The following is a 25,281-nucleotide window of genomic DNA, read 5'->3' as shown; positions in this document are numbered from 1 at the left end:
GAGCACCTGTGTCGCGATCAATTCATCGCAGATATTCAGGTGTCACTCGGCCAATTCGATTTCACCCGGCTTCCAGGTCTTATCGAACCACGGCTCTAGCGGCCCATAGAGGCGCAGGAGGACGTTCCACCCCTTGCCGGGAACGGTCTGCACCCAGTTGGCCTCGTGACCTGCCGGTGCTGTCGGGCCGAACCAGACATCCACCGAGGAGTCTGCGTTGACGACAAGGTCCTTCTTGTCGCTGCCTATGCTCGGGAACTGCTTGTCGGTCTGCAGCATGGATCGGGTCTGGTTGTCATAGACGACGAATGACCAGAAGTTCTTGGCAGGGATGTTCGGCGGCAGGTGAACCTTGTAGGTCTTGCTACCGTCGAGAGGTTTTTTCTCGCTGTCAGTTGTTGCCCCAGCGTATTGCGAACCGACGCCGACACGCTTTATCGCCATCGCCGGTGAGATTCCCGTCGCATAGTAGTGAAACAGCACCCGGGCATCCAGATAGCGAACGCCGGGCTGCCGAAGGAATTCGTAGCTACCGCCGACAAAGCCGGTGAACCAGGCGCTGTCCGGATAATAATAGGCCTCCTTCATCCGCGTATCGAAGGTGATTGTGCGCGCCGTTGCGTTGCCGACCGCCACGGCTTCGGTGAGGATCTTCTTCATTCGCTCGTCAGGCGCGAAGGGCTTGCCCTTCTCAATGCCGATGGCGGCAAGTTGCCCCAGCACTTCCGGGTGGTAGGCCTCGTTCGGCTCGTACTGAACGATGTCGTTTACTTCCTCGTAGAAGTGGAAGTTGTTCGCGTGGATGGTGTTGAATTTCTTGCCGGTGCCATTGATGAACTTCATCGGCGGCGGATTGCCGGCCTCCGACAGAGGATAAACCTTGGCGAACTTCTTGGTGTTCTCGACTGCGGTCTTCGTGCTGCCATCTTCGAGAAAGCCCCGCCAGAAAAACAGGTTGCCGTAGGTTGAGCTGCGAAGCACGAAATAGCCGTCTGGGATCTCGCCCTTGTAGCCGGGTGGCAGCAGAAGGTACTTGCCACCCTTGCCCTGGTCCGGACCGGCATTTCCGACGTCTCCGACATATTCGAACCAGTGGGTATCGATCATGCCCAGGATATTGGGTGGTGTTTCGATCACCAGTGGCCCGGCTTTGGTGTCGAGCCACATCAAATTGTAGATGCTCTCGGTATTACCGGTCAGGAACAGCGAGTGCGAGTCCATCAGGTCTTCGAAAATGAGGATGGTCTGGTTGTTGTCCACTCCCTGGCTGGCAAGGCCAACCCTCAGCGCTTCGACCGACGCACCCGGCATGGCATTGAGAAAGGCGTCGACGCCGCGCATGAAGTCGAGGTTGTCGTAGAGTTTCTCGGAGGTGGCTTTGTCTGGGAAACCATCGACGAAATTCAACGTTCCAAGCCGGGTTTCAACTTTGTCCGGGGTGATGATGGAATCCGGTATCGGCGTCGTCATCTCCATTTTCGGCGCCGTCTGCCCGTGGGCGAGCCCGGCAAGAAGTACCAGTACAGAGGCCCCTCCGAGCAGGGCTTTCATCGAGTAACTCATCATGTGGTTCCTTAATCAGGGGCAAATTCTACAGACGGACGATCGTTCGACTACGGTAGCGCCCAACATCGAGGGCGATGCACGAACAGTGGGAAAATGGTCCGAAGAAAAAAATTGAACTGCGATGCAATATGGGTTCAGTCGATGTAGACGACGACGTAACGCCCATCATAGGGCTGGTAGTAGACCCCGCCGCAGCGCCAGATCACAACGCCGTTGACGCTGGTCCTCACACAGCCGGTGGGCAGCGCGGCGACGTAGACCGCGGAGCGGCGGATTACACGGCGGGTGGTGCGGCGCGCAACACCGGCAACGCTGCCCGGGGTCGCGGGCCGCCCAACGACCGCCTGCGCCTCCGACACGAACGAGCCGAACGGCATCGGTACAAGATAGTCGCCGGCGAGCAGGGCGAGGCCGGCGACTGTGGCGCAAAGGATCTTTCCGTACATCTTGCGGATCGTCATTCCCCTACCTCCAGCGAGATGTCGCCGGTGACGTCGGCATGTACGTGTTCGAGTTTCTTGGCGTTTGCTGGCGGTGTGAACTTAAATTGAGCGGCACCGATGCCAGCTGACTTCCAGTTGCTCAACCGCAGCGAGTATTCTGGCGCTCCGGTTACCCATTTGGTCGTGATGACATATTTGAGTGGCAACGGATTGCTGCCCTTGCTGACCCAGATCTGCCAGTCGACAATATCTGTTCTGAAGGCGAGGTGATCGCACTCGACCCCACCAACGAACGCGGATCCGACGACGGTTCCCTTGGTCACACCGTCAGTAAGAACGGCATAGGGGTCGCTTGCCAACAGGTCGGCCCCCGGCGCATCCAGTCCAGTAGCGGCGCGAAGTTCGCCTGCTGCCGCTTCAACACTTGGCCCCGGGCTTTGCAGCTGCGCGTAGACGTTTACGCGTTTGCTGTGGAGCGATATCGTGCTGCCGTCGAACACTACCTCCGCGTCGGCGAATGGGCCTTGGCGCGTCAACAGAAAACCCTTGGCGCGATCGAGCGCAATAGTACCCGATGCGCTGTACTGGATCTTCTGCCCCTCCAGGTCGACGATTTCCTGGTCTGCGTCATAGGTGACGCTAAGAGACGGCATCGATTTGAGATTGTCGCTCATCGCAGCGAGAATCTTGGCAGCCTCGGGCTCTATCGCATCCTGGGCCGAAGCGGACCACGCCGCCGCGCAGACGGTGGCCGCTATCATCAATATGTACGGGCGCCGAGCTACCCCAGGCCATTTCAGTTTGAATTTGCTCATCCGCTCACCTTCATACCTAGCTCCTCCGACGCGGCTCGCAGACGATCGGCCGTTCCGGCCTCGCCGCTTGCACAACTTCTTCGCGAAAGTCTTCCCAATCGACCGCATACTGCTATAGTGCACATGTTCCGTCTTGCCTTTTCATGCCAATTTAGCGTTGTGAGTGTTGAATACCGCACCTTCGATCAGGATCCGGACGTTCTTGGCCATCGCGCCCTATCTGGCGAAGCACGGTGTCTCGGCGATTGAGTTCTGCAAACGCCTCGGCATTTCGCCAAACGTGTTCCAGAATGCCGATGGCTGGCTTCCACGCGCCCAGTGCTTTCGCTTGGGCAACGAGCTGGCGGCTGTCGCGGGGGACCCGTTCGCTGGCGCGCATATCGGCTCCTCCACCGACCTCCGTGAGTTCGGCGGGTGGGGACAATCCGTTCTGGCAGCAAGGGACGTGGCACAGGCCTGCGCGCTCGCGTCCGACAATGTGTCCTCGATCCACCGCGGTTCAGAGGTCCGCTTCCTGGTGGAGGGCAAAACCGCTCGCATCGTCTTCCGCTTCACAGACCGCTGCGAATTCGATCCCAGGCAGTTCATCTTCGGCAGTCTCGCGGTTCTGCGAAAAGTGCCGCTTTTGGCGGGGGAGCCGTCCGGTATAAAGGTTCGACTGACCGCGACGAAAACACGGGGGGCCGAGGCACTCGAAGAGTGCTGGGGGCCCAATATCGAATTGGGGTGCGAGCACGACATGATCGAAATCGATCGCGAGTTGCTTGATCTGCCTCTCAAAACGCAGGAAACCGGACCCTCAAAGGCGACGACCGCCCTGACCTCGACGGTGGAGGTGGCACGGTTGCTCAGCGACAGGCTCTCGGACGAGCACGAGCATAGCTTGAAAGTCACGGCAGGAAGAGTTGGCGTGTCAGTCCGCACCCTGCAAAGGCGCCTGAAATACTGCGGCGTCGAGTTCGAGGAACTGCTTGATGAGACTCGGCGAAGCGAGGCTATCCGGCTGATCCGCGAAGGCGGCTACAGCATGACCGAGATCGCCTATCGGGTGGGTTACAGCGATCCCGCGCATTTCACGCGCGCGTTTAGACGCTGGACAGGAATGGCGCCATCTCACTTCCCAAGCGACGATGGTGGATGACCTTTTTCTTGCGCGTGCGCAGACGCTGGAAAAGGGCTCTCCCGGCAACTTACCGTTCGGAAATCGACGATGCATGCCTCCGCCACCACTTTTCAACGGTGCCCTACCGCCGCCAAGCGGAAGCGATTGCTTCAGCGCCGCGGTTGCATACGGTATTTCCGCGACACTCGCCAGATCTCAATCAAGCAGCGGGATTTCATCAACAAAGGCGAAAGCTGCCATGCCTTGCCCGTGCCGTCTTTGTCCAACAACTCGGCGAGCTGCGCGATAGCATCGCTGAAACCATCCTGCCGGGCTTCCGGGTTTAACCTCGTCGTCAACGCCGTCATCCTGTGGAACACAGTCTAGCCGCGCCGTCGATTATATCCGCAGCCAGGGCATCCTCATCCCCGACGAAGTGCTTGCCCCAAGTCGCACCGCTGCCATGGGCCCACATCGCGCTCACGGGCGACTATCTCTGGAACGAAATTGACCGACCCATCGAACGCTTCAGTCCACTTCGTGCCAACCGCTTCAACCCAAAGAACTTCCAATCCCATTAGCGGGTATTATTGCAGAATTGCCCACGGAGGCCCTATACCGCGCAGAGTCCGAGACCGATGCTTTCGATGCGACATTCGATGCGATCGAGCGGGCGCTGGGGTGTTCGCGGGCTTCGATCCTGCTTTTTGACCGCCACGGAGTGATGCGATTCGTCGCTTCCCGCGGGCTCTCGGAGGACTATCGTCGGGCAGTTGATGGACACTCGCCGTGGAAGCCGGGAGATCGAGATCCTATTCCCATTTTCGTAAGCGACATAGAGCTTTCTGACGAGCCTCAGGCGCTCAAGAACGCCATACGAGGGGAGGGTATCCGCTCCCTCGCATTCATTCCTGTGACCGTCGATGGCATCGTCGTTGGCAAATTCATGACCTACCGCGACGTCGCTCACGTCTATACCGCTGACGAAGCCACCCTGTGCCTCACTATCGCCCGGCAACTCGGGTTCAGCATCGAGCGGAAGCAATCGGAAGAGGCGCATCAACGTGCCGAAGAGGGACTTCGCCGCACCAATGAACGGTTGCGTGTCATCCTCGACAGCGCGAGCGAATATGCCATCATAACGCTCGACGCCGACGGACGGATCGCAAGCTGGAACAGTGGCGCTGAACGCCTTTTGGGCTATCTCGACAGCGAGGTCCTTGGTCTCTCCGGCAGTATTTTCTTCAGTCCTGAGGATCGAGCCTTGGAAATCCCACAACAGGAAATGCGAACCGCGGCCGAAACGGGACGTGCCGCGAACGAGCGTTGGCATTATCGCAAGGATGGGTCACGGTTTTGGGGCTCAGGTGTCATGCTTCGTGTCGAGGAGAGCGGGCCTGATCGCTACCTCAAGATCTTCCGGGATCGAACAGAGGAAAGAAGGGCGGAGAAGAGGCAGAAGCTCTTGGTGGGAGAGCTCAATCATCGGGTGAAGAACACCCTGGCTACCGTGAATTCCCTCGCGGAGCAAACATTGAAAAGCTCCGAAACGCCCGAGGCGTTCGCCCAGGCTTTTAACACTCGTCTGCTCGTTCTTGCCAAGGCGCACGACTTGCTTACGCGGGAGGCTTGGCAGGCCGTAAACCTGAGCGATATCGCTCAAACGGTTCTTACCGCTTGGATTGAGGACGGGCGCGTCTCGATCCAAGGCGCTGCGATCCGCATCGATCCGAAAAAAGCTCTGGCGCTTTCCATGGCGTTCAACGAGTTGCTGACCAATGCGATCAAACACGGTTCACTTTCGAACCAGGTTGGTCGGGTCGCATTATCATGGCAATGCCAGGAGGTATGCAGCATTCTTTGCGAGGAGCGCGGCGGACCTCCGACGTCTGAACCGGACCGCCAAGGGTTCGGTCTACGGGTTCTAAACCGAGGTCTAGGGTCAGGACTCGTTAATTACAGCCAGAAGATGACGGAAGCTGCGATGCAGATTGCTGAAAAGAAGGTGTGGGCGCATCGGTCGTAGCGAGTTGCGATGCGTCTCCAATCCTTGAGTTTGGCGAATAGGTTCTCGACCTTGTGTCTGCGGCGATAGAGAGCTTTGTCGTAGGCGTACGGTTTCGTCCGGCTTTTAGAGGACGGAATGCAGGGCTCGATGCCCCTGGCGAGGAGCTCTTCGCGGAACCAGGTGCTGTCGTAGCCCTTATCGGCGATGAGGCAATCGGCCTTGGGTAACGCGTCGAGCACCATCCGGGCGCCCCTGTGGTCGCTCATCTGACCCTCGGAGAGCAGCATGATGATCGGTCGGCCGTCATCATCGCAAACGGCATGGAGCTTCGAGTTCAGTCCGCCCTTGGTTCGCCCGATACGGCGGGGAACATCCCCTTTTTTAGAAGGCTTGCCGCGGTGCGGTGGGCCTTCAGATGTGTCGCGTCGATCATGATGCGCTCAGGCTGAGGACCTTCGCCGGCCAAAGCGGCGAAAATCCTGTCGAACACGCCGAGCCGGCTCCAGCGAATGAAGCGGTTGTAGAGCGTCTTATGTGGCCCGTACTGCGAAGGTGCATCCTTCCACTGCAGACCATTGCGGATCACATAGACGATACCACTGACAACGCGCTGGTCATCGACACGCGCAACCCCGTGTGAAAGAGGAAAATGTGGAGAGATGCGAGCCATTTGGCGCTCGCTTAGCAGAAACAAATCACCCATCAGAACCTCCTTCAACGGAGACTCTGAATCACATCTCAAACGAAATTAATAGGTCCTGACCCTAGCCCACGAACTCGGATATCCGGTCGAACTGCGGTTCGAACCGGATGGCCTCAGATGCACAATGAGCATGGATTTCAGTAGCAAACAGCCCTCGGGAGCGCAGTAAAGTTGACAATTTCAACAACATTAGCGGGACGTCGAGTGCTCGTCGTTGAAGACGAAATGCTGGTGGCAATGTCAATCGAGGACACTCTGCTTGCGGCTGGAATGCAGATTGTGGGCCTTGCTCCGACTGTGGATCGGGCGCTGCAATTACTTAACGACGCGACGAAAATCGACGTCGTCGTGCTCGACATGAACCTCCAGGGACACAGCGGGCTTCCCGTGGCTGACGCGTGTTATCAGCAATCGATTCCGTTTCTTGTCCTAAGCGGATATGGGACGTCGGCCTTGCTTGGGACCAGCCACACAGCTCCAGTTCTCTCCAAGCCGTTTTCGAACTCTGTCCTGGTGGAAGCGCTGGACGCGGTACTTGAGCAGAAGAACGGGGAGGCATCTTCATCCGTGTGATCAGAATGAATGCCCTGCCCCGAGGTAGCCTGCCCGTCCTTTCGGCCTCCTCTGGTGCGATTTGCCTAACGTCATTTGGCGCGATGGTGGCTCTTGGCCTGCACCGGCTTACAGATCGGCAATGTCGCCCTGCTCGCTGACGGGGGGGCGTCTGTTTCCATGACCGTCGCAGGCCACTCCAAAAGAAGGCCAGCGCAGCTCCGAGCTCCGTCGACGTCATCGAGGAAGGATCTACAATCTGTGTGCCATCGACACGAATGATCGTCACTTGGACGCGGGCCGTCGCGGAACTCAGCGTCAACGAAGGAGCGGAAACTAAAACCGTTCCAGCATCTTCTTGAGAGTTACGTTCTGCGCACGGAGTTGTTCCCCCAGCAGTTTTCGGAGGCGGCTGTTTTCCGCATCAAGTGAAACCAACTCTTCCAAGACCATCGTTGGCGCCAATCTCGACTCCAGATCCGACTGTTGCTCTGTAGGTTCCGAAGCGGTCCTCGGGGAGGGGCGGGGAGGATGCTTCCCGCTGGCGCGTTTCGGTAAACCGCGGGTCCTGGCGACAGTGAGCGGGCCGATTGCGGTCTCGCGAGCTTCATCAGCGACATTGGAAATTAAATGCGCCGCAGCGACCTGGTCAGCCACCTCATTCGCCGGCTCGGGCGCCGTGATCACGGCCGGTTCGTCAACAAAACTCGGGACATGAGCATCAGAGGCGGGATCAATGCCGCCGTCGGCATTCAATTCTTGACGGCCGAACAGATGAGCCGCTTCGTTTTCAACCTCGCGCGCAAGGGTCTTGAGATCTGTGTTGCCCCAGATCGAACCCGCTTGCACTTTTGGCTGACGGCGGCCGGACTTGAACTCAAGAACGAACCTGCGTTGTGGCGTTTTCATATAGTTTGAACCCAATGTAGATCGACGTGCTGCGGCATGATCGGCTGCACAACGTCGGGTGCAACCTCGCATCTCAGCCGCCCGCCAAAGGAGCGGTGGAGCCACAGCGCTCAGCGCGTGGCTTCTCCGGGCCTCAATCTATGCCAAGCCTCTTGCGCAGGTCGGCATTCTCAGTGCGCAGTTTTTCCGCCAGGAGTTTTCGCAGCTTCTGGTTCTCGTCGTCTAGCTTCACCAGTTCGGCGAACTCGTCGCTGGCCGACGCGGGCTTTTTGCTCGTCTTATCATCCGCCTTTAAGCTACCCTTCCAGTTATAGTAGGTCTGCTCGGATATTCCTGCGCTTTTAATCGCATCTTTGATCGTGCTCGTGCCGTCTGCGACCTGGGCCCCGATCTGCCTCAGCTTCTCGAGTTTATCTTGTTCGCTGAACTTACGGGACTTGGTGGGTTGCGTTGATGCTGTTGCCTTCGAAGTCGCCCGTGTGGTTTCCCCAGCCGCTTTCTGACGCTTCGTCGCGCTTCGCTTTGCTCGCTCGGGTGTGTGCACAGTCGTTGCGTCCTCCGCAACCAGGGTGGTTGGCGTCGTGTTTTCGTCAGGCATGAGTGATCCCTTTTTTATGGTCGCCCTTTTTTCAACCGAGTGAAGACCAGAGTCAACATTACTTGCCGGTCGATTTTTGGTGCCGATCCAATAGGGTATACGGATTGGCTAGATGTTTTCCATGCCGGAACAGCTCGACGTTAGACCCGAGGGTCGAGATCGGCGTTCGCCAATAGGGCTTCCATTGCACTGCTGGCTCAACGGTTGTCGATGGGGCGGCGTAGCACTTCCCCATCGACAACAAGGTTCAAATTGCGTGTATTGGCATCTGCACTCATCTTGCCTTTGCTTTGCCAAGGACAGATGTGACGGCCTCGACCGCCGCTTTCACCACAACATTGGCCTCATCCTTTGTGAGGCAAAGCGGTGGCGCAAAGCCGAGGATATCACCTTGCGGCATGGCCCGCCCGATGACGCCGCGCTCAAGCAGGGCAGCCGCAACTTGCGGGCCGATCTTCTTTGCCGGATCGAAAAATACCCGGTCGTCCTTATCCTCGACGAACTCAATTGCGGCCATCAGGCCATCGCCACGTATTTCGCCCACATGTCTGTGGTCAGCGAGTGCCTTCGTCAATTCGGAGCGGAAATAAGCGCCCGTGCTGTCGGCATTTTCAACCAGGCCCAACTCGTCGATCAGTTCGAGGTTGGCGACCCCCGCGGCCGCACAGATCGGATGGGCGGAATAGGTCCAGCCATGGCCGATCGCGCCCAGTTCGTCAGATCCTTGCACCAGCACCTGCCACATCTTATCCGATACGATCGTGCCGGAAAGCGGCGCGTAGGCCGAGGTCAGACCCTTGGCAATGGTGATGAGGTCGGGCTTCATGCCGTAGTGGTCCGATCCGAACATGGTGCCGAGGCGGCCGAAGCCGGTCACCACCTCGTCTGCGACGAGCAGGATGTCGTATTTTTCGAGCACAGCCTGGACCTTCTGCCAGTAGCCCTTCGGCGGCGGCACGATGCCGCCAGTACCGAGGATCGGCTCGCCGATGAGGGCGGCGATCGTCTCCGGTCCTTCCGCAAGGATCATCTCCTCGAGCTTGTCGGCGCAATATTGCGAGAACTGCTCTTCATCCATCGAGCGATCGGGGCGTCGGAAGAAGTAGGGTGCTTCGGTGTGCAGGATCGGCGCGCGCGGCAGGTCAAAGGCGTTGTGGAATAGATGCAAGCCGGTCAGGGAGCCCGTCATGACGCCGGAGCCGTGATAGCCGCGCCAGCGGGAGATGATCTTCTTCTTTTCCGGCCGGCCAAGGATGTTGTTGTAGTACCAGATCAGCTTGATGTTGGTCTCGTTGGCATCGGAGCCTGAAAGACCGAAATAGACGCGGCTCATGCCCGCCGGCGCACGATCGATGATCATCTTGGAAAGCGTGATCGACGCTTCCGTACCGTGGCCGACATAGGCGTGATAATAAGCAAGGTTCTTCGCCTGCTCGGCGATCGCGTCTGCGATCTTCTGCCGGCCGTAGCCCACATTGACGCAATAAAGGCCAGCAAAGGCATCAAGGCTCGTCCTGCCGCTGGTGTCGGTAATATACACACCTTCGCCGCCGCCGATCACCCGGGTCGGTGTTTCACCACGCGCATGCATGCCCATATGCGTGGAGGGGTGGAAGAAGTGATCACGGTCCCAGGCGCTGAGTTCGTTGCTTTTTTCGAGCATGGTCTTTCCTTTCGCGTATGAAATGTGGCGCCTGCGGTCAGGCGGCCGTATCGATGCAGAGATATTTGAGTTCGGTGAAGGCCTCGATGCCGTGGCGGGAGCCTTCGCGGCCAAGGCCCGACTGTTTCCAGCCGCCGAAGGGGATCGGTCCACCGGTGATTTTCACCCGATTGATCGCGACCATCCCGTACTCCAAAGCCCGTGCAAGACGCATCTGGCGCGCTCCGTTTTCGGTGACGACATAGGCGACGAGGCCGTACTCGGTGTCGTTTGCCCGGGCGACTACTTCGGTCTCGCTGTCGAAGGCGGTGACCGCGGCAACCGGGCCGAAGGTCTCCTCACGCATGATCAGCGCATCGTCCGGTACATCCGTCAAAAGGGTCGGCTCGAAGAACAGAGCGCCTGTCTTGTGGCGCTTGCCGCCCGCCAGCAGCTTTGCGCCGCGCTTCAGCGCATCGGCGACCTGTTCTTCCACCTTGGCGATGGCACGCTCGTGCATCAGGGGGCCGATCTCGGCGTCTGGTTCGAGGCCCGAGGCAACCTTCAGCGCTTCGATGCGAGCCTTGAACGCCCGCGTGAAGTCCGCAAGTGCAGGGCGCTCGACATAAATGCGGTTGGCGGCGAGGCAATCCTGCCCGGATGTGGCGAACTTCGCCGCCATTGCGATGTCGGCAGCCTTCTCGATGTCGGCATCGGCAAAGACGATCAATGGTGCATGGCCACCGAGCTCCATCACCATCCGCTTCATGGTGTCAGCGCACTGGCCCGCAATCAGCTTGCCGATCTGCGTCGAGCCGGTGAAGCTCATGGCGCGAATACGCGGATCGGCATTCATGCGGCCGACGATCGTGGCGGCATCGCCGGTCACCACATTGAAGACACCCGCGGGAAGCCCAGCCCGCTCGCCAAGTTCGGCAAGGGCGAGCGCTGAAAGCGGCGTTTCGCTGGAGGGATGCGCAACGACCGTGCAGCCGGCGGCAAGGGCAGCTGCGGCCTTCCGGGTGATCATGGCTGAGGGGAAGTTCCACGGCGTCACGATCCCGACGACACCCAGCGCCTCGCGCCGCACGATCATTTCGGCTCCGGGCAGATGGCTGGTGACGCTTTCCGCATTCAGCCGCTTTCCTTCCTCCGCGTACCATTCGACGAAGGAGGCCGCGTAGTCGATTTCACCGCGCGATTCGGCGAGTGGTTTGCCCTGTTCCAGCGTCATCAAGAGCGCAAGGTCCTCGCGCGCCTCCAGTATCAGGTCGTGCCACTTGCGAAGAATAGCGGAACGCTGCTGCGGCAGCATGCTGCGCCAGGCGGGCAGTGCGTCACTCGCCGCCGAGATGGCTTCTGCGGCCTCATCGGCACCAAGGGCTGCGACCCAGGCAAGCGTCGCCGACGAGGCAGGGTCCGTCACCTTGAAGCCTGCGCCGTCGCGGCTAGCAATCCAGCGCCCACCGACATAGGAGAGCTCCCTTAAGAGGTGCGGATCGGCAAGGCGGGCAAGCGCGTCGTGAAAGGTCGTGCGGGCAAATACGGCGGTCATGGCAGCCTCCTCTTGGTGTCTGGAGGGAGTCTGCCAGAGGGCGAGGGACAGATTGTCCATTGCCGGGGTGGGCGTCAGAGACTTTGGCTAAAGATTGGCCCGGCCGTAGACAATCTCTCTATTCGGAAGGGGGAAGCAACGTCTCGAGTGGAAGCACGGTCTCCTCCTTCACCGTCTTGGTGACGATGTAGGTGAAGTAGCGGTCGATGCCGAGCTCACGGTCAAGCAGGCTGTCGACAAGGCGCTGGTACGCATCGATATCGCGCGCCACGATCTTCAGGATGTAATCGACGCCACCGCCGACCGACCAGCAGGCCACGATCTCGGGCGTTGTCGCGACAGCCCGTTCGAAGCGTTCGAAATCCACCTGCCGATGATTGGCGAGCGTCACCTCCATCATCACGCTGGCAACAGGCGCAACGCGTCGCACCGCAACACGCGCGTGATATCCCGTGACGATGCCGGCCCTTTCCAGCTTGCGCAGGCGCAGCCAGCAGGGCGTTGGTGATAGACCCGCCCGTTCCGCCAGCGCCAGCTTGGTGATGCGTCCGTTCTGCTGGATCGCCTCCAGGATACGCAGGTCGATGGCGTCGAGTTTCATTCGGGGCGCCCTCCGGGCGGGGATCGTGTCAAAGCGGAGGAAAAGACAATGGGAAACCATTTTGGCATTGTCAATTGAACTGATTTTGAGCACTGTCGAAATCATGACAAATTGGCGACCCGACATATCCCAGTTGCGCCGGCCGGCCTATCTCTCCCTCGCCGAGCAGATCGCCCGCGCCATCCAGGAAGGGCATCTGCCGAACGGGACGCGCCTGCTGCCGCATCGCAAGCTCGCCGACGACCTGAAACTTTCCGTGCAAACCGTCAGCCGCGCCTATGACGAACTGATCCGACGAGGGCTCATTTCCGGAGAGATTGGTCGCGGTTCCTTCGTGCAGACAAGGCCGAAGGAACCTGAGCCACCCTACCTGCCGGAGCGTCTTGGCGAACTGGTGGATCTCTCGATCCTGAAGCCCGTGTGCGAGCAACTCCATCTGGAGCGCATGCGCGCAGCCTTCGGGTGGCTGGCGGAGAACCTGCCGTCAAGTTCGGCGCTTTCCTTCCGGCCGAATATGGTTTTCCCGCGCCATCGCACCGTCGCGGCCGAGTGGCTGTCGCAGTGCGGTCTCGATGTATCACCCCTCAATATCAGTCTGACGAATGGCGCAACCTCAGGCATGACAGTGGCGCTGATGAGCGTCGCTCCGCCGGGCTCGACCGTTGCGACCGAGGCGATCAGCCACCACACGCTCGTGCCGCTTTCCAGCTACCTTGGCCTTCATCTCGAGGGCTTGCCGATCGATCGCGAAGGCATGATCCCCGAGGCGTTGGATGAAGCTTGCCGCACCGGCGTGATCCGCGCCGTCTTTCTCCAGCCCTCGGTGATCAATCCGACCGCGGCGTTGATGGGGCCCGAGCGCCGGCAGGCGCTTGCCGAGGTTGCACGACGCCACGATATCGCGATCATCGAGAACGACATCCTGGGGCCGCTTGTGGAAGGTCGGGCACCGCCGATTGCGGCCTATGCGCCGGAGCGTACCCTCTACGTCACCAGCTTCACAAAGATCACGGTACCGGGCCTGCGCATCGGCTATCTTGCCGCTCCGGATCGCTATGTCGCAGCGGTTGCCAACCGCCATCTCGTCTCCAACTGGATGGCGACGCCTTCAATCGCCGAGATCGCAACACTTTGGGTCAGCGACGGCACGGCGATGGAACTCGTCAATTGGCAGCGCCGGGCACTTGGCGTACGTCACGCGATCGCCGAGGATGCGCTTGCGGGCTTGCCCTATTATAGCCATCCGCAGAGCCTGCATGTGTGGCTACCCTTACCGGAAGGGCATGCGGAGGAAGGGTTCGTATCCCAGGCGCGTCTGCGCGGTGTCGCTATTGCGCCCGGCTCTTCGTTCCGCACGGCCGACCAGGGTTGGCAGCCGGCGGTGCGCATTTCGCTCGGCTCGACCACCGAGCAGGAATTGCGCACCGGACTTGGCATTCTCGCCTCACTCGCCAGCGGAAATCCAGAAGCGCTGTTGCTCGCGATTTGAGTGAACTGCCTTGCAAATGGGCGATGTCAGAATAATTGTACTGATATTATTATTGACATTGACATGATTTTGTTTGCCGCGCATCGTTGCTCCATCACTTGTCTCAATAGGGAGAGACATGCATGGCAGCGCCGATCATCCGCATCGACAACATCACCAAACGCTACGGTCCCTTGACCGTACTCGACGGTTTGTCGATGGACGTGCTGCCGGGTGAAAAGCTGGCGCTTATCGGTCCCTCCGGATCGGGCAAGACAACGATCCTGCGCATTCTCATGACATTGGAGGCGATCAGCGGCGGCCATATCGAGGTCGACGGCGACCAGCTATATCATATGCCGAAGAACGGCAGCCTCGCGCCGGCCGACGACCGCCATCTGCACAAGATGCGCGAGAAGATCGGCATGGTCTTCCAGCACTTCAATCTCTTCCCGCACAAATGCGTGCTCGACAATGTCACGCTCGCGCCGATGCTGACGAAAGGCATGGCGAAGGCCGCGGCGGAGAAGCGGGCGATGGAGCTTCTCGACATGGTGGGCATGGCCGACAAGGCAAAGAGCATGCCCGCGCAATTGTCCGGCGGACAGAAGCAGCGCGTTGCGATCGCCCGGGCGCTGGCTCTTTCGCCAAAGATCATGCTGTTTGACGAGGTGACCTCGGCACTCGACCCGGAACTGGTCGAAGAAGTGCTGAATGTCATGCGCAAGCTTGCGGTCGAAACAGACATGACCATGCTGCTCGTCACGCATGAGATGGGTTTCGCCCATGATTTTGCCGATCGCATTCTCTTTTTCGACCGCGGCAAGATCGTCGAGGAGGGCAAGCCGGACGAGATTTTCCGCACGCCCAAGCAGGAACGCACGCAGACCTTCCTGCGCAAGATCATCGCGGCAGGGCACCGCGTCTGAGCGGCTTTGCCGCCCGGAAACAAGGCTCCAAACAAAAACCCGGGACAGCCAGAGGAGTTCGCAACTATGAGCATGAGAACCTATTTGACCATAACCGCCAGCGCGGGCGCCCTCACGGCAATGGTTGCCGCAGCGCCAGCCTGGGCCGACGGCAAGCTTGAGGAACTGAAGGAACAGGGTTTCGCCCGTGTCGCCATCGCCAACGAACCGCCCTTCACGGCAGTTGCCGCCGACGGCAAAGTTTCTGGCGCAGCTCCGGACGTCGCGCGTGAGGTCTTCAAGCGCCTCGGTGTCGAAGACATCGTCGCCTCGATCTCGGAATATGGCGCGATGATCCCGGGTCTTCAGGCCGGCCGTCATGATGTCATCACTGCCGGCCTCTTCATGAAGCCGGAACGTTGCAACGCGGTTGCCTATTCAGAACCGATCCTTTGTGACGCCGAAGCCTTCGCGCTGAAAAAGGGCAACCCGCTGAAGCTCAAGAGCTACAAGGATATCGCCGACAACCCGGACGCCAAGATCGGCGCGCCAGGTGGCGGTACGGAAGAAAAGCTCGCGCTCGAAGCCGGCGTCCCGCGCGATCGTGTCATTGTCGTTCCGGATGGCCAGAGCGGCCTGAAGATGCTGCAGGACGGCCGTATCGACGTCTATTCGCTGCCGGTGCTTTCCATCAACGCTCTTGTCGCCAAGGCGAACGACCCCAGTGTCGAAGTCGTGGCGCCGGTTGAAGGCGCGCCGGTCTATTGCGACGGCGCGGCCTTCAAGAAGGGCGAGGAAGCCTTGCGCGATGCCTTCGACGTGGAACTCGCAAAGCTCAAGCAGTCGGGCGAGTTTGCCAAGATCATCGAACCCTATGGCTTCTCTGCCGCGGCCGCGATGTCGACGACCCGCGAAAAGCTCTGCGCCGCAAAGTAAGGCCGCAGCAATCGGGCCTCTTCCCAAACCGGGGAGAGGCAGTACGCTCCCTCGTATATGGAAGAACGATGACCGACTGGTCCGGCTACATAGGGCTGATCCTTGAAGGCGCGCTCGTGACGCTTGAGCTTACCGTGCTCGGCTCATTGCTCGCGCTCGTCATGGCATTCGTCGCGGGTCTTGGGCGCGTCAGCCGCATTTTCGTGGTTCGCGCGCTTGCCACCACCTATATCGAGTTTTTCCGCGGCACGTCGATCTTCGTCCAGCTGTTCTGGGTCTACTTCGTGCTGCCATTCGCCGGCGTCACCTTGTCGCCGCTTCAGGCCGGCGTACTGGCGCTGGGACTGAACGTGGGAGCTTATGGGGCGGAGGTCGTGCGCGGCGCGGTCAAAGCGATCGGCCGCGAGCAACGCGAGGCCTGCATAGCGCTCAATCTCTCGCGCTATCAGTCGATGCGTTACGTTGTCCTTCCGCAGGCCCTGCCGCTGATGCTTCCGACCTTCTGCAACAACGCGATCGAGCTCTTGAAGGGTACGGCCGTCGTGTCGCTGATCTCGCTCACCGACATGACCTTTCAGGCCCAGGTGGTCCGCGCCCAGACCGGCAGCACGCTCGTTCCTTTCGCAACGATACTCGTGCTCTACTTCCTGATGGCACTCGCCATCTCCAACGGCATGCGCTGGCTGGAACGCCGGGTAACACGCGGCCTTGATGGCGTGAGGACCTGACGATGGAATGGGACTGGAATTTCGTTTGGGAAATCATGCCGACCCTGCTTGAGGGTCTGAAGATCACCATATTGGCAACCGTTTTCGGCGCGGCACTCGCTGCCATCATCGGCCTCGTCTTTGCCATCCTGCGCATGACCGCGCCTAAGCCGATTGCGAAGGTCACGGGCTTCATCGTGGAGTTCATTCGCGGCACGCCGCTCCTGGTCCAGCTCTACTTCATCTTCTTCGTGTTGCCGGATATTGGCGTTCGCCTGCCGGCAATGCTCGCCGGCATCATCGGCCTTGGGCTCCACTATGGCACCTATGCGGCGGAGGTCTACCGCGCCGGTATCGAGAACGTGCCGCGCGGCCAATGGGAGGCGGCCAAGGCGACGAACCTCACCGGCCGCCAGACCTGGGTCCACGTCATCCTGCCACAGGCGATCCCGCCGATGATCCCGGCGCTGGCCAACTATCTGATCGCCATGTTCAAGGAGACACCGCTCCTTTCCGCCATCACAGTGCTCGAACTGATGAACCAGGCGAAAAGCGTGGCCAACAGCAGCTATCGCTACATCGAGCCGATGACGCTGGTCGGGGTCTTCTTCCTGATCATGAGCCTGATCTCCGTCGTCTTCCTGCGCTGGCTGGAAGAACGATACGCCCAAGTGGAGGAGCGCTGATGCGAGCGGTCGATCTTACACTTTCCTCGCGCATGCCGAAGCTGGATGAGCGTCCGCTCGACAAGCGCATCGGCCTGATCATCCTTGCGACCGACCACACCACGGAAGTGGACTTCCATCGCATGGTTGCAAGCGAGCAGATTGGCGTCTATGCGACGCGCATTCCCTACGCGAACCCGGTGACGCCGGAGAACTTGCGCGCCATGCAGCCCTCGCTGACATCAGCGGCCGCACTGATCCTGCCGGACGAACCTCTAGACATCGTCATGTATTCCTGCACCTCCGCGTCCGTCGTCATCGGCGACGCGCAAGTCAAGGCGGCGGTCCATGCGGCCAAGCCAAGTGCTTCCGTCGTCACGCCGACTGCGGCGGCGGCGTCTGGCCTCAAGGCGTTCGGTGCCAAGCGGATTTCCGTACTGACGCCCTACACGATCGAGACCAGCGAGCCGATGGCTAACTATTTCGTGTCGCTTGGCTTCGACATCGCCCGTTTCACTTGCCTCGGTCTTGATGACGACCGGGAGATGGCGCGCATTTCTCCGGACGAAATCGTCGCCTTTGCGAAGCAAGCGACGGCGCCAGACAGCGACGCGCTTTTCATATCGTGTACGGCGGTGCGCGCGGCAGGCGTCGCGGCCGAGATCGAGGCCGTCATCGGCAAGCCGGTCGTTACCAGCAATCTCGCCACCGCCTGGGCCTGCCTGCGCCTCTGCGGCAATGAGACGGCACGGCCGGATCTCGGGCAACTCATGACACTTGCCTATTTGGACCGCTAGCGATGTCGAACCTTCCCGTAACAGTGGCGGATATCGAACAGGCGGCGCGGCGCATAAAGGGCCGGGTCTTGAATACGCCATTCGTGCTTTCCGCTTCGCTTTGCGAACGCTTCGGTGTGCCCGTCGGCCTGAAGCTTGAGCACCACCAGGCGACAGGCAGCTTCAAGCTCCGCGGCGCCACGAATGCCGTGCTCTCGCTGACGTCGGAAGAGCGGGCGAGGGGTGTCGTCGCCGCCTCGACCGGCAATCACGGCCGGGCGCTCGCCCATGCCGCCAAGGCCGAAGGATCAGTCGCGACAATCTGCGTGTCCAAACTCGTGCCCAACAACAAGGTGTCGGACATCCGAAGGCTTGGGGCCAATGTCCTGATCGTCGGCAAATCGCAGGACGAAGCCCAGCTTGAGGTGGATCGGCTGGTGGCTGAAGAGGGTCTCGTCATGGTGCCACCCTTCGATAATCGAACGGTCGTTGCCGGGCAGGGCACGCTCGGTCTGGAGATCGTCGAGGCAATGCCGGATGTGGCGACGGTTTTTGTGCCGCTTTCCGGCGGTGGGCTTGCGGCCGGTGTCGCCGCGGCCGTGAAAGGGCGGTCACCGAAGACCCGCGTCATCGGCCTTACGATGGAACGTGGCGCGGCAATGAAGGCGAGCCTTAACGCAGGGCGGCCGGTGCAAGTCGAGGAGGTGGCAAGCCTTGCCGATTCCCTCGGTGGCGGCATCGGCCTTGATAACGCCGTGACCTTCGAAATGTGCCGCGCGCTGCTCGACGACGTGATCTTGCTGTCTGAAGCCGAGATCGCGGCCGGTATCCGGCATGCGTATTCCCAGGAGCGCGAGGTGATCGAGGGGGCAGGGGCCGTCGGCATCGCGGCCTTGCTTTCCCGCCGGTTTGGCCGGCTGGAGGGGCCGGTGGCGGTCATCCTCTCCGGCCGCAATGTCGACATGGACCTGCATCGACGGGTCATCAATGGCGGTGTCGATCCGCTAGCGGAGACCGCGGCATGACGGCGATGAGAATTCTTACCGAGGCGGAACTCAGGCGTATCGTTCCGCTCGATCTCGATGCCATTGCCTGCGTCGAAGGAGCGTTTCACGCGCTTGCCACCAAAGCGGTGGCGATGCCGCCGATCCTGAGGCTCGACATCCCTGAAGAGCGCGGTGAGGTCGATGTTAAGACGGCTTACGTGCCCGGTCTCGACGGTTTCGCCATCAAGATCAGCCCCGGCTTCTTCAATAATCCGAAGATCGGCCTGCAGAGCACCAACGGCCTGATGGTGCTGCTTTCGGCGAAGACCGGCCTGGTAGAGGCCGTCCTCCTCGACAACGGTTACCTGACGGATGTGCGCACAGCGGCGGCCGGCGCGGTCGCGGCTCGACAACTTTCGCGCTCGGATGCCGCGGTTGCCGCCATCTTCGGCGCCGGCATGCAGGCAAGGTTGCAGCTTGAGGCCTTAAGTCTGGTGCGGCCGATCCGCGAAGCGCGCATCTGGGCGAGAGATGCTGCTAAAGCCGAGGCCGTCGCTGCGGACTTGACGGTGAAGCTCGGCTTTCCGGTTCGGGCGGAGGCCGACGGCCGGGCGGCTGTCGATGGTGCGGAGATCATCGTCACCACCACGCCTTCCGAAACACCGGTGCTTCGGGCCGAATGGCTCCAGCCTGGCCAGCATGTCACGGCCATGGGGTCGGACGCCGAGCACAAAAACGAGATCGAACCCGCCATTGTCGCCACCGCCGGCCTCTATGTCGCCGATAGCCTGAAGCAGACGCGCAGGCTCGGCGAATTGCATCATGCCATCGAAGCGGGCCTCGTGACGGAGGATACGATCTTCCCCGAACTCGGCGAGATCGTCGCCGGGCGCAAACCGGGCCGCAGCGGCCCCGAGCAGATCACCGTGGCGGACCTTACCGGCACGGGCATTCAGGACACGGCCATAGCTACGCTTGCTGGCGCCCGCGCGGCAATGGCGGGCGCCGGCACGATCTTCGAGAGTTGAGACCGGCTTTTCGCCGGGTATAGAGGAAAAACCGATGAAACAAGCGAACCTGAAGTTCTCACTTCCGGAGTATGAAACGCGTCTTCAAAAAACGCGAAAAGCGATGGAAGCAAAGGGCATCGACGTGCTGATCGTCAGCGATCCGTCGAACATGAACTGGCTGACCGGCTATGACGGCTGGTCTTTCTACGTGCACCAATGCGTCGTCGTGCCGCCGACGGGCGAGCCCATCTGGTACGGACGCGGCCAGGATGCCAACGGCGCCAAATTCACCGCCTACCTCAAACACGAGAACATTGTCGGCTATCCGGACCACTATGTGCAGTCCACCGAGCGCCACCCGATGGATTACCTCTCGGCCAAGCTCGCCGAACGGGGCCTCGACAAGCTGACGATCGGCGTGGAGATGGACAATTACTGGTTCTCCGCCGCCGCCTTCGCTTCACTAGTGAAGCATCTGCCGAATGCGCGTTTCATCGATGCGACCGCACTCGTCAACTGGCAGCGCGCGGTCAAGAGCGAGGCCGAAATCCGCTACATGCGCAACGCCGCAAGGATCGTCGAAAAGATGCATGAACGCATCTTCGACAAGATCGCGGTCGGCATGCGCAAATGCGATCTGGTCGCGGAGATTTACGATGCCGGTACCCGAGGGGTCGATGGCATCGGCGGCGATTATCCAGCAATCGTGCCGCTGTTGCCTTCGGGCGTGGAGGCTTCCGCGCCGCACCTGACCTGGGACGACCGGCCGATGAAGAGAGGCGAAGGTACGTTCTTCGAGATTGCCGGCTGCTACCACCGTTATCACGTGCCGCTGTCGCGCACCGTCTTTCTCGGCAAGCCGACACAGGCGTTCCTCGATGCCGAGAAGGCGACGCTGGAAGGCATGGAGGCAGGCCTCGAAAAGGCACGGCCCGGCAATACCTGCGAGGATATCGCAAACGCTTTCTTCGCCGTGCTGAAGAAGTACGGCATCGTGAAGGACAATCGCACAGGCTACGGCATCGGCGTTTCCTATCCGCCGGACTGGGGCGAGCGCACGATGAGCCTGCGTCCAGGTGACCGCAGCGAACTCAAACCCGGCATGACTTTCCACTTCATGACGGGCCTCTGGCTCGAGGACATGGGTTTTGAGACCACGGAAAGCATCCTGATCACCGAGAGCGGTGTCGAGTGCCTCGCCAACGTGCCGCGCAAACTGCTCGTGAAGGATTGAGCCATGCGGGAAATCAACCTTCGTCCTTCGCCGATCAGTTCTACGGTCGATTTTTCGGCCGAGGGCGTTCAGCATGGTTTCCTGCGTCTGCCTCACAGCCGCGACGATTCCGCCTGGGGCTCGGTGATGATCCCGGTGACAGTCGTGAAGAACGGGGAGGGCCCGACGGCCCTTCTCACCGGCGGCAACCACGGCGATGAGTATGAGGGCCCGATTGCGCTCTTCGATCTCGCCCGCACGCTGAAGGCCGATGACGTCACGGGCCGCGTCATCATCGTGCCGGCGATGAACTATCCGGCCTTTTTGGCCGGCACCCGCACCTCGCCGATCGACAAGGGCAACATGAACCGAAGCTTTCCAGGCGCGCCGGACGGCACGGTCACCCAGAAGATCGCGGACTATTTCCAGCGCACGCTGTTACCGCTTGCCGAGATCGTGCTCGACTTTCATTCAGGCGGAAAGACGCTCGACTTTCTGCCTTTCTGCGCCGCCCATGTGCTGCCAGACAAGGCACAGGAGGAAAAATCCTTCGAACTCGTCAGGGCCTTCGGCGCCCCATGGTCGATGAAGATGCTGGAGATCGATGCCGTCGGCATGTACGACACGGCGGCGGAGGAGATGGGCAAGGTCTTCATCACCACCGAGCTCGGCGGTGGCGGCACGGCGACGGCCAGGAGCGCGCGTATCGCCAAGGCGGGCGTTTCCAACGTGCTGAAGGCGGCAGGTATCTTGAAAGGGGCAGTCGAAAGCGGCGAAACCACGTGGCTCGACATGCCCGACGGCAACTGCTTTTGCTTTGCCGAGAACGGCGGCCTTGTTGAACCGTTCGTCGATCTCGGCGACCAGGTGAGGAGCGGGGAAATCGTCGCCCGCATCTATCCGATCGGCCGTACAGGCGACGAACCGCTGAACATACGGGCAAAGATGGACGGCATCCTCGTCGCTCGCCATTTCCCCGGCCTCGTCAAATCCGGTGATTGCGTCAGCGTGCTCGCAACTATTGTCGCGGCATAGGGCTTATGGACCACCGGCGACCGTCGCGTGCGAGCCATCCCCTAACCGAAAGGGGACGCCTCGCTGACGTCAATAAAACAGGGCCAGGATTTCTAACGCGCCCTGCGGAATTGGCTAACGTCAAGGTCGGACAGTTCTCTCCAAGCGTGTTCGAATTTCGAACTCGCAGATTGCCAGGGTGGCATTGCTCTCCTGGCAGTCACGCGGGCCAGAACGACGCCGCCGGCTCGTTCGACAGTCACGATGACGCTACGGTGCCTGTCGTCTTCAGCGATCTTGTCGGCGATCGACCTGCCATTGGTCACCGCCTGACTGTCATTGGCGTGAAACGCTCCATGGTCATCGCGACTGATCCTGCCGGACAGGTGAATATGAAAGAGGTATCGGGGCATGTTGCCACTCGAGCAATGATAACTTTTCTACTTCTTAGCAGTCTCGTTGATCTATTGCGCGTGACAGTTGCGTGACATGGCTTGTGGGGCGTGACGCAGCCATCCATCGATGGCAGGTGAGGTGCGGCCACGCTTGAGAGTGGCCGTGTGGTTGACCTCATCATTTTACGGCTCCGCGCTCCCGACACACGGGTCTCGTCCGTCGAACGTGGTGCGCGCCAGGCAGAGGCGCTTTCGTATCCTGCTACCTCTTACGCTCTTTTCGCGTGAGGGCTGCTCCTTGGTACGGCGACTGTGGAGCGTTCAACCAAGCGGACGCCGAGATTGACCCGGCGCACATTGATTTCGGGGTCGTTGATCCGTTCCAGCAGGAGTTGGATGCCGGCACGGCCAAGCTCACCCCGGTCGATCCGCATCGTCGTCAGCGGCGGGCGGCTGTGCCGGGCGATCGCGATATCGTCGACCCCGATGATCGAGAAGTCTTCCGGAACCGAGTGACTACTCGCTTCGAGAGCTTGCATGACGTTGATCGCGATTAGATCGGTGCTGCAGAAGAACGCGGTTGTGTCGGTGAAACGCCCCTGCTTTATGGCCTGCCGTATCGCCGGCGTGGTGTCGGGCTCTTGCAGGCCCATGCGACCGAGATCAAAGATGTGTCTATTTTCGTCGAAGGCAATTCCGGCCTCCTCCAGCGCGATCCGGAAGCCTTCAAGGCGCCGGCGTAGCGACAGGCGGTGGGGAATTGTCACGTGCACGATCTCGCGGTGGCCGGCCGCAAGTAATCTTTGTGCAGCGAGCCAGCCGGCAGACCAGTTGTCGGGCAGCACGCATGAGAGCCGCATCGTCCGGTCCATGCCGTTGATGATGACGGCCGGGATGCCGCTATCGACGATCCTGTCGATCATGACGGGATGGTCCATGCCGAGCACGACAAGGGCGCCCGGGCGGATGTCGCGCAGAATGTCAGAGATTTCGCTGATCGCGATCTCCGCATCCAGCGAGACAAGCCTGACGTCGATCCTGAGCGAGCTTGTGCTGGCCTCTGCAAGCACGCCCTGGATCACGTCCTCGTAGAAAGCCGAACTGGCATAAAACTGTGCCGGCATCACCAGCACAGTGCTCTCGACGCCGGCGCGGATCAGCGAGCGGGCCGCCCGGACCTGGTAGCCCAGGCGCTCCGCATGATCGAGGATCTTGCGCCGGCTTTCGTCGCCGACGCCACCGCGATTGTTGAGCACCTTCGATACGGACGCGACCGAAACGCCCGCGGCGTCGGCGATGTCCTTGAGTGTCGGGGCGTTCGATTCGTCATCCATTTCGACGAAGGTTCCTATCTGGCCGGAGTGGGCGAGATTGATCGCGGCTGCATGGTCATGATCGTCCACTACCAGAAGAAGCGCGTGTGCCCAAGCGAACGCATCAGCGCCTCCATGAAATAATAGTCGCCGTAGGGCAGCATCGCATCGGAATAGCCGGCGCTGGCATGGGCTGCGCCATGGGCGAGCAGCCCTTCGGCCTTGGGATCGCCCGTCAGATCGCAAGTGTCGAGCAGGCCGCCGATCAGGCGATCGCCAAATGCGTACCAGCGTTGTGCCTCCTCCGGTTCACAAAGCCCCGCGAGGATGAAGATGCCGGCCGCCATGATCGCGCCGGCGGAACTGTCGCGGGGCGCTGACTTGGCATCGGGAACCGAATAGTCCCAGACGGGGACGCCGTCGTCGCCCATCAGAGCTTCGGCCTTGGCAGCCAGACGTCTCGCGGCGTCGGCGAAGTGAGGGTTGCCGGTGGTTGCCGCGCACTGCGCATAGCCATGGATCAGCCAGGCCTGGCCGCGTGACCAGCAGGAATCGTCCGCATATCCTTGATGGGTCTCCCCGCGCAGGGGCTTACCGCTTGAAGGGTCGAACAGGAAGGTGTGGAAGCTTGTGTCGTCAGCGCGAACCAGGTGCTTCAGGGTTGTTTCGGCGTGGCCATCGGCGGCTTCGGCAAAATCGCCGCGGCCGGTCTCGCGGTGGGCCCAGTGTAGCAGCGCGAGGTTTTGCATCGTATCGACGATGACGCGCCCATTGACGAATTCGGAGCGAATGCCACCGTGGATCGAGCGAGCATTCCAGGCCTGGATATATCGTGCATCCGGGCGATAGCGCTCAAGCAGCCTCGCCGCAGCTTCAAGAGCGAGATCGCGAGCCTCCCGGTCGCCTGTCAGCAGCCACTCCGCAACGCAGCTCAAAGAAAACTGGAAGCCGAGATCGTGGTCTTGCGCATCGCGATGGCGCAAGATGTCGCGAAAAATGGCGCGGCGGGCCCGGGCGGCGTTCAGGAAGCTGGGATCGCCCGTGAGTTCCAGCGCAAGCCAGAGCTGGCCGGCGTGAAAGCTCACGACCCAGTCAAAGGGCCCGCAATAGCTCCACGTCTGATCCGGCAGGCCAATCTTCGGATTGCGCAGACCGATTGTCGGCATGGTCTGGCGCAATTTGGCAATGCAGCGTTCCAAAGCCTGCTGGTGACGTTCGCGATTGGGGCGATTGCCAACCATTTCGACCGCGTTGAAGTAGCTGTTTCGTTCGATGCGCATGATAAGCCTCACGTTGGTTTCGTGAAGTTTTCGCACAAATACGATAATTTCGTCAACTACGAAACTTTCTGTTGACGGGAAAATTTCTAACCGCTAGGAGTCGGATGCTCGGGAGG

At 60.5% G+C, this 25,281-nt stretch carries 26 protein-coding genes; 13 read left to right on the top strand and 13 right to left on the bottom strand.

From position 1 onward, the window contains the following. Positions 1-42 precede the first annotated feature (42 nt). The 3 genes from ASD01_RS06555 to ASD01_RS06545 all read right to left on the bottom strand — a co-directional run bounded on the left by ASD01_RS06555 (position 43) and on the right by ASD01_RS06545 (position 2,824). The gene (locus ASD01_RS06555; RefSeq protein ID WP_200953570.1) at positions 43-1,551 is read right to left on the bottom strand and encodes a DUF1254 domain-containing protein; all 1,509 of its coding nucleotides are present in this window, start codon (positions 1,549-1,551) and stop codon (positions 43-45) included. Positions 1,552-1,700: 149 nt separating this feature from the next. After that, positions 1,701-2,027, bottom strand: a complete 327-nt coding sequence (locus ASD01_RS06550) for a hypothetical protein (protein WP_034794838.1) — start codon at positions 2,025-2,027, stop codon at positions 1,701-1,703. Beyond that, complete coding sequence (locus ASD01_RS06545; RefSeq protein ID WP_082573051.1) at positions 2,024-2,824, bottom strand: DUF2092 domain-containing protein; 801 nt, start codon at positions 2,822-2,824, stop codon at positions 2,024-2,026. The genes ASD01_RS06550 and ASD01_RS06545 overlap by 4 nt, the downstream gene beginning before the upstream one ends. Before the next feature lie 202 nt (positions 2,825-3,026). Here ASD01_RS06545 and ASD01_RS06540 point away from each other — a divergent pair, with 202 nt between their 5' ends. Then, on the top strand, positions 3,027-3,965 hold the full coding sequence (locus ASD01_RS06540) for an AraC family transcriptional regulator (RefSeq protein WP_210339085.1): 939 nt from the start codon (positions 3,027-3,029) through the stop codon (positions 3,963-3,965). A gap of 131 nt (positions 3,966-4,096) precedes the next feature. Here ASD01_RS06540 and ASD01_RS35390 read toward each other — a convergent pair whose 3' ends face one another. Then, entirely contained in the window at positions 4,097-4,285 is a 189-nt protein-coding gene (locus tag ASD01_RS35390) for a hypothetical protein (protein ID WP_156553124.1), read from the bottom strand. A gap of 239 nt (positions 4,286-4,524) precedes the next feature. Here ASD01_RS35390 and ASD01_RS06530 point away from each other — a divergent pair, with 239 nt between their 5' ends. Continuing rightward, positions 4,525-5,952, top strand: coding sequence for a sensor histidine kinase (locus tag ASD01_RS06530; protein ID WP_060643681.1), 1,428 nt, complete (start codon positions 4,525-4,527; stop codon positions 5,950-5,952). Here the strand turns inward: ASD01_RS06530 and ASD01_RS34435 are convergent. Next, positions 5,883-6,637 (bottom strand): IS5 family transposase gene (locus ASD01_RS34435; protein ID WP_090429178.1). Its coding sequence is split into 2 segments (ribosomal slippage): positions 5,883-6,304 and positions 6,304-6,637, totalling 756 coding nucleotides; the frame shifts between segments, so codons are not numbered across the junction. The genes ASD01_RS06530 and ASD01_RS34435 overlap by 70 nt on opposite strands. 171 nt (positions 6,638-6,808) lie before the next feature. On the opposite strand from ASD01_RS34435, the gene ASD01_RS06520 reads away from it, so the two are divergent. Next, positions 6,809-7,210 carry a response regulator gene (locus ASD01_RS06520; protein WP_200954142.1) on the top strand — a complete coding sequence of 134 codons (402 nt, stop codon included), beginning with the start codon at positions 6,809-6,811 and terminating at the stop codon, positions 7,208-7,210. 315 nt (positions 7,211-7,525) lie between these two features. Here ASD01_RS06520 and ASD01_RS06515 read toward each other — a convergent pair whose 3' ends face one another. The 5 genes from ASD01_RS06515 to ASD01_RS06495 form a co-directional block, all read right to left on the bottom strand. Next, positions 7,526-8,098, bottom strand: a complete 573-nt coding sequence (locus ASD01_RS06515) for a hypothetical protein (protein ID WP_060643680.1) — start codon at positions 8,096-8,098, stop codon at positions 7,526-7,528. 133 nt (positions 8,099-8,231) lie between these two features. Beyond that, positions 8,232-8,696 (bottom strand): transposase, encoded by a 465-nt coding sequence (locus ASD01_RS06510; protein WP_034794817.1) that lies wholly within the window; start codon positions 8,694-8,696, stop codon positions 8,232-8,234. 274 nt (positions 8,697-8,970) lie between these two features. Continuing rightward, on the bottom strand, positions 8,971-10,359 hold the full coding sequence (locus ASD01_RS06505; protein WP_034794814.1) for an aspartate aminotransferase family protein: 1,389 nt from the start codon (positions 10,357-10,359) through the stop codon (positions 8,971-8,973). 37 nt (positions 10,360-10,396) lie between these two features. Continuing rightward, positions 10,397-11,893 carry an NAD-dependent succinate-semialdehyde dehydrogenase gene (locus ASD01_RS06500; RefSeq protein WP_034794812.1) on the bottom strand — a complete coding sequence of 499 codons (1,497 nt, stop codon included), beginning with the start codon at positions 11,891-11,893 and terminating at the stop codon, positions 10,397-10,399. A gap of 118 nt (positions 11,894-12,011) precedes the next feature. Further along, positions 12,012-12,494: an Lrp/AsnC family transcriptional regulator gene (locus ASD01_RS06495; RefSeq protein WP_034794810.1), complete on the bottom strand. Its 483-nt coding sequence runs from the start codon at positions 12,492-12,494 to the stop codon at positions 12,012-12,014. Positions 12,495-12,597: 103 nt separating this feature from the next. On the opposite strand from ASD01_RS06495, the gene ehuR reads away from it, so the two are divergent. From ehuR to doeB, 10 genes are all read left to right on the top strand, one after another. Continuing rightward, positions 12,598-13,983 (top strand): MocR-like ectoine utilization transcription factor EhuR, encoded by a 1,386-nt coding sequence (gene ehuR / locus ASD01_RS06490; RefSeq protein ID WP_082573064.1) that lies wholly within the window; start codon positions 12,598-12,600, stop codon positions 13,981-13,983. A gap of 122 nt (positions 13,984-14,105) precedes the next feature. Next, entirely contained in the window at positions 14,106-14,891 is a 786-nt protein-coding gene (gene ehuA / locus ASD01_RS06485; protein ID WP_034794806.1) for an ectoine/hydroxyectoine ABC transporter ATP-binding protein EhuA, read from the top strand. A 72-nt stretch (positions 14,892-14,963) separates the two neighbouring features. Next, positions 14,964-15,806, top strand: coding sequence for an ectoine/hydroxyectoine ABC transporter substrate-binding protein EhuB (gene ehuB, locus ASD01_RS06480; protein ID WP_034794936.1), 843 nt, complete (start codon positions 14,964-14,966; stop codon positions 15,804-15,806). A gap of 68 nt (positions 15,807-15,874) precedes the next feature. After that, the gene (ehuC, locus tag ASD01_RS06475; protein WP_034794803.1) at positions 15,875-16,534 is read left to right on the top strand and encodes an ectoine/hydroxyectoine ABC transporter permease subunit EhuC; all 660 of its coding nucleotides are present in this window, start codon (positions 15,875-15,877) and stop codon (positions 16,532-16,534) included. Between the two features lie 2 nt (positions 16,535-16,536). After that, positions 16,537-17,199 (top strand): ectoine/hydroxyectoine ABC transporter permease subunit EhuD, encoded by a 663-nt coding sequence (ehuD, locus tag ASD01_RS06470; RefSeq protein WP_034794801.1) that lies wholly within the window; start codon positions 16,537-16,539, stop codon positions 17,197-17,199. Beyond that, positions 17,199-17,975 carry an ectoine utilization protein EutA gene (gene eutA, locus ASD01_RS06465; protein WP_034794799.1) on the top strand — a complete coding sequence of 259 codons (777 nt, stop codon included), beginning with the start codon at positions 17,199-17,201 and terminating at the stop codon, positions 17,973-17,975. Before ehuD ends, eutA begins: the two co-directional genes overlap by 1 nt. Positions 17,976-17,977: 2 nt before the next feature. Further along, entirely contained in the window at positions 17,978-18,979 is a 1,002-nt protein-coding gene (gene eutB, locus ASD01_RS06460; RefSeq protein WP_034794796.1) for a hydroxyectoine utilization dehydratase EutB, read from the top strand. Further along, positions 18,976-19,968 carry an ectoine utilization protein EutC gene (eutC, locus tag ASD01_RS06455; protein ID WP_034794794.1) on the top strand — a complete coding sequence of 331 codons (993 nt, stop codon included), beginning with the start codon at positions 18,976-18,978 and terminating at the stop codon, positions 19,966-19,968. The genes eutB and eutC overlap by 4 nt, the downstream gene beginning before the upstream one ends. Before the next feature lie 34 nt (positions 19,969-20,002). Beyond that, on the top strand, positions 20,003-21,184 hold the full coding sequence (gene doeA / locus ASD01_RS06450; protein WP_034794791.1) for an ectoine hydrolase DoeA: 1,182 nt from the start codon (positions 20,003-20,005) through the stop codon (positions 21,182-21,184). Positions 21,185-21,187: 3 nt separating this feature from the next. Continuing rightward, positions 21,188-22,198, top strand: a complete 1,011-nt coding sequence (gene doeB, locus ASD01_RS06445; RefSeq protein ID WP_034794788.1) for a N(2)-acetyl-L-2,4-diaminobutanoate deacetylase DoeB — start codon at positions 21,188-21,190, stop codon at positions 22,196-22,198. Between the two features lie 92 nt (positions 22,199-22,290). On the opposite strand, the gene ASD01_RS37500 is transcribed toward doeB, so the two are convergent. The 3 genes from ASD01_RS37500 to ASD01_RS06430 all read right to left on the bottom strand — a co-directional run bounded on the left by ASD01_RS37500 (position 22,291) and on the right by ASD01_RS06430 (position 25,165). Then, a complete protein-coding gene (locus tag ASD01_RS37500; RefSeq protein WP_034794785.1) occupies positions 22,291-22,590 on the bottom strand; it encodes a DUF6894 family protein in 300 nt (99 codons plus the stop codon). 251 nt (positions 22,591-22,841) lie between these two features. Continuing rightward, positions 22,842-23,906: a LacI family DNA-binding transcriptional regulator gene (locus ASD01_RS06435; RefSeq protein ID WP_127890390.1), complete on the bottom strand. Its 1,065-nt coding sequence runs from the start codon at positions 23,904-23,906 to the stop codon at positions 22,842-22,844. Between the two features lie 68 nt (positions 23,907-23,974). Further along, positions 23,975-25,165, bottom strand: a complete 1,191-nt coding sequence (locus tag ASD01_RS06430) for a YyaL domain-containing protein (RefSeq protein ID WP_060643679.1) — start codon at positions 25,163-25,165, stop codon at positions 23,975-23,977. Positions 25,166-25,281: the final 116 nt, after the last annotated feature.

Source organism: Ensifer sp. Root423 (assembly GCF_001426275.1).
GTDB lineage: Bacteria > Pseudomonadota > Alphaproteobacteria > Rhizobiales > Rhizobiaceae > Ensifer > Ensifer adhaerens.
This window is presented reverse-complemented; position numbering and strand designations above follow the sequence as displayed.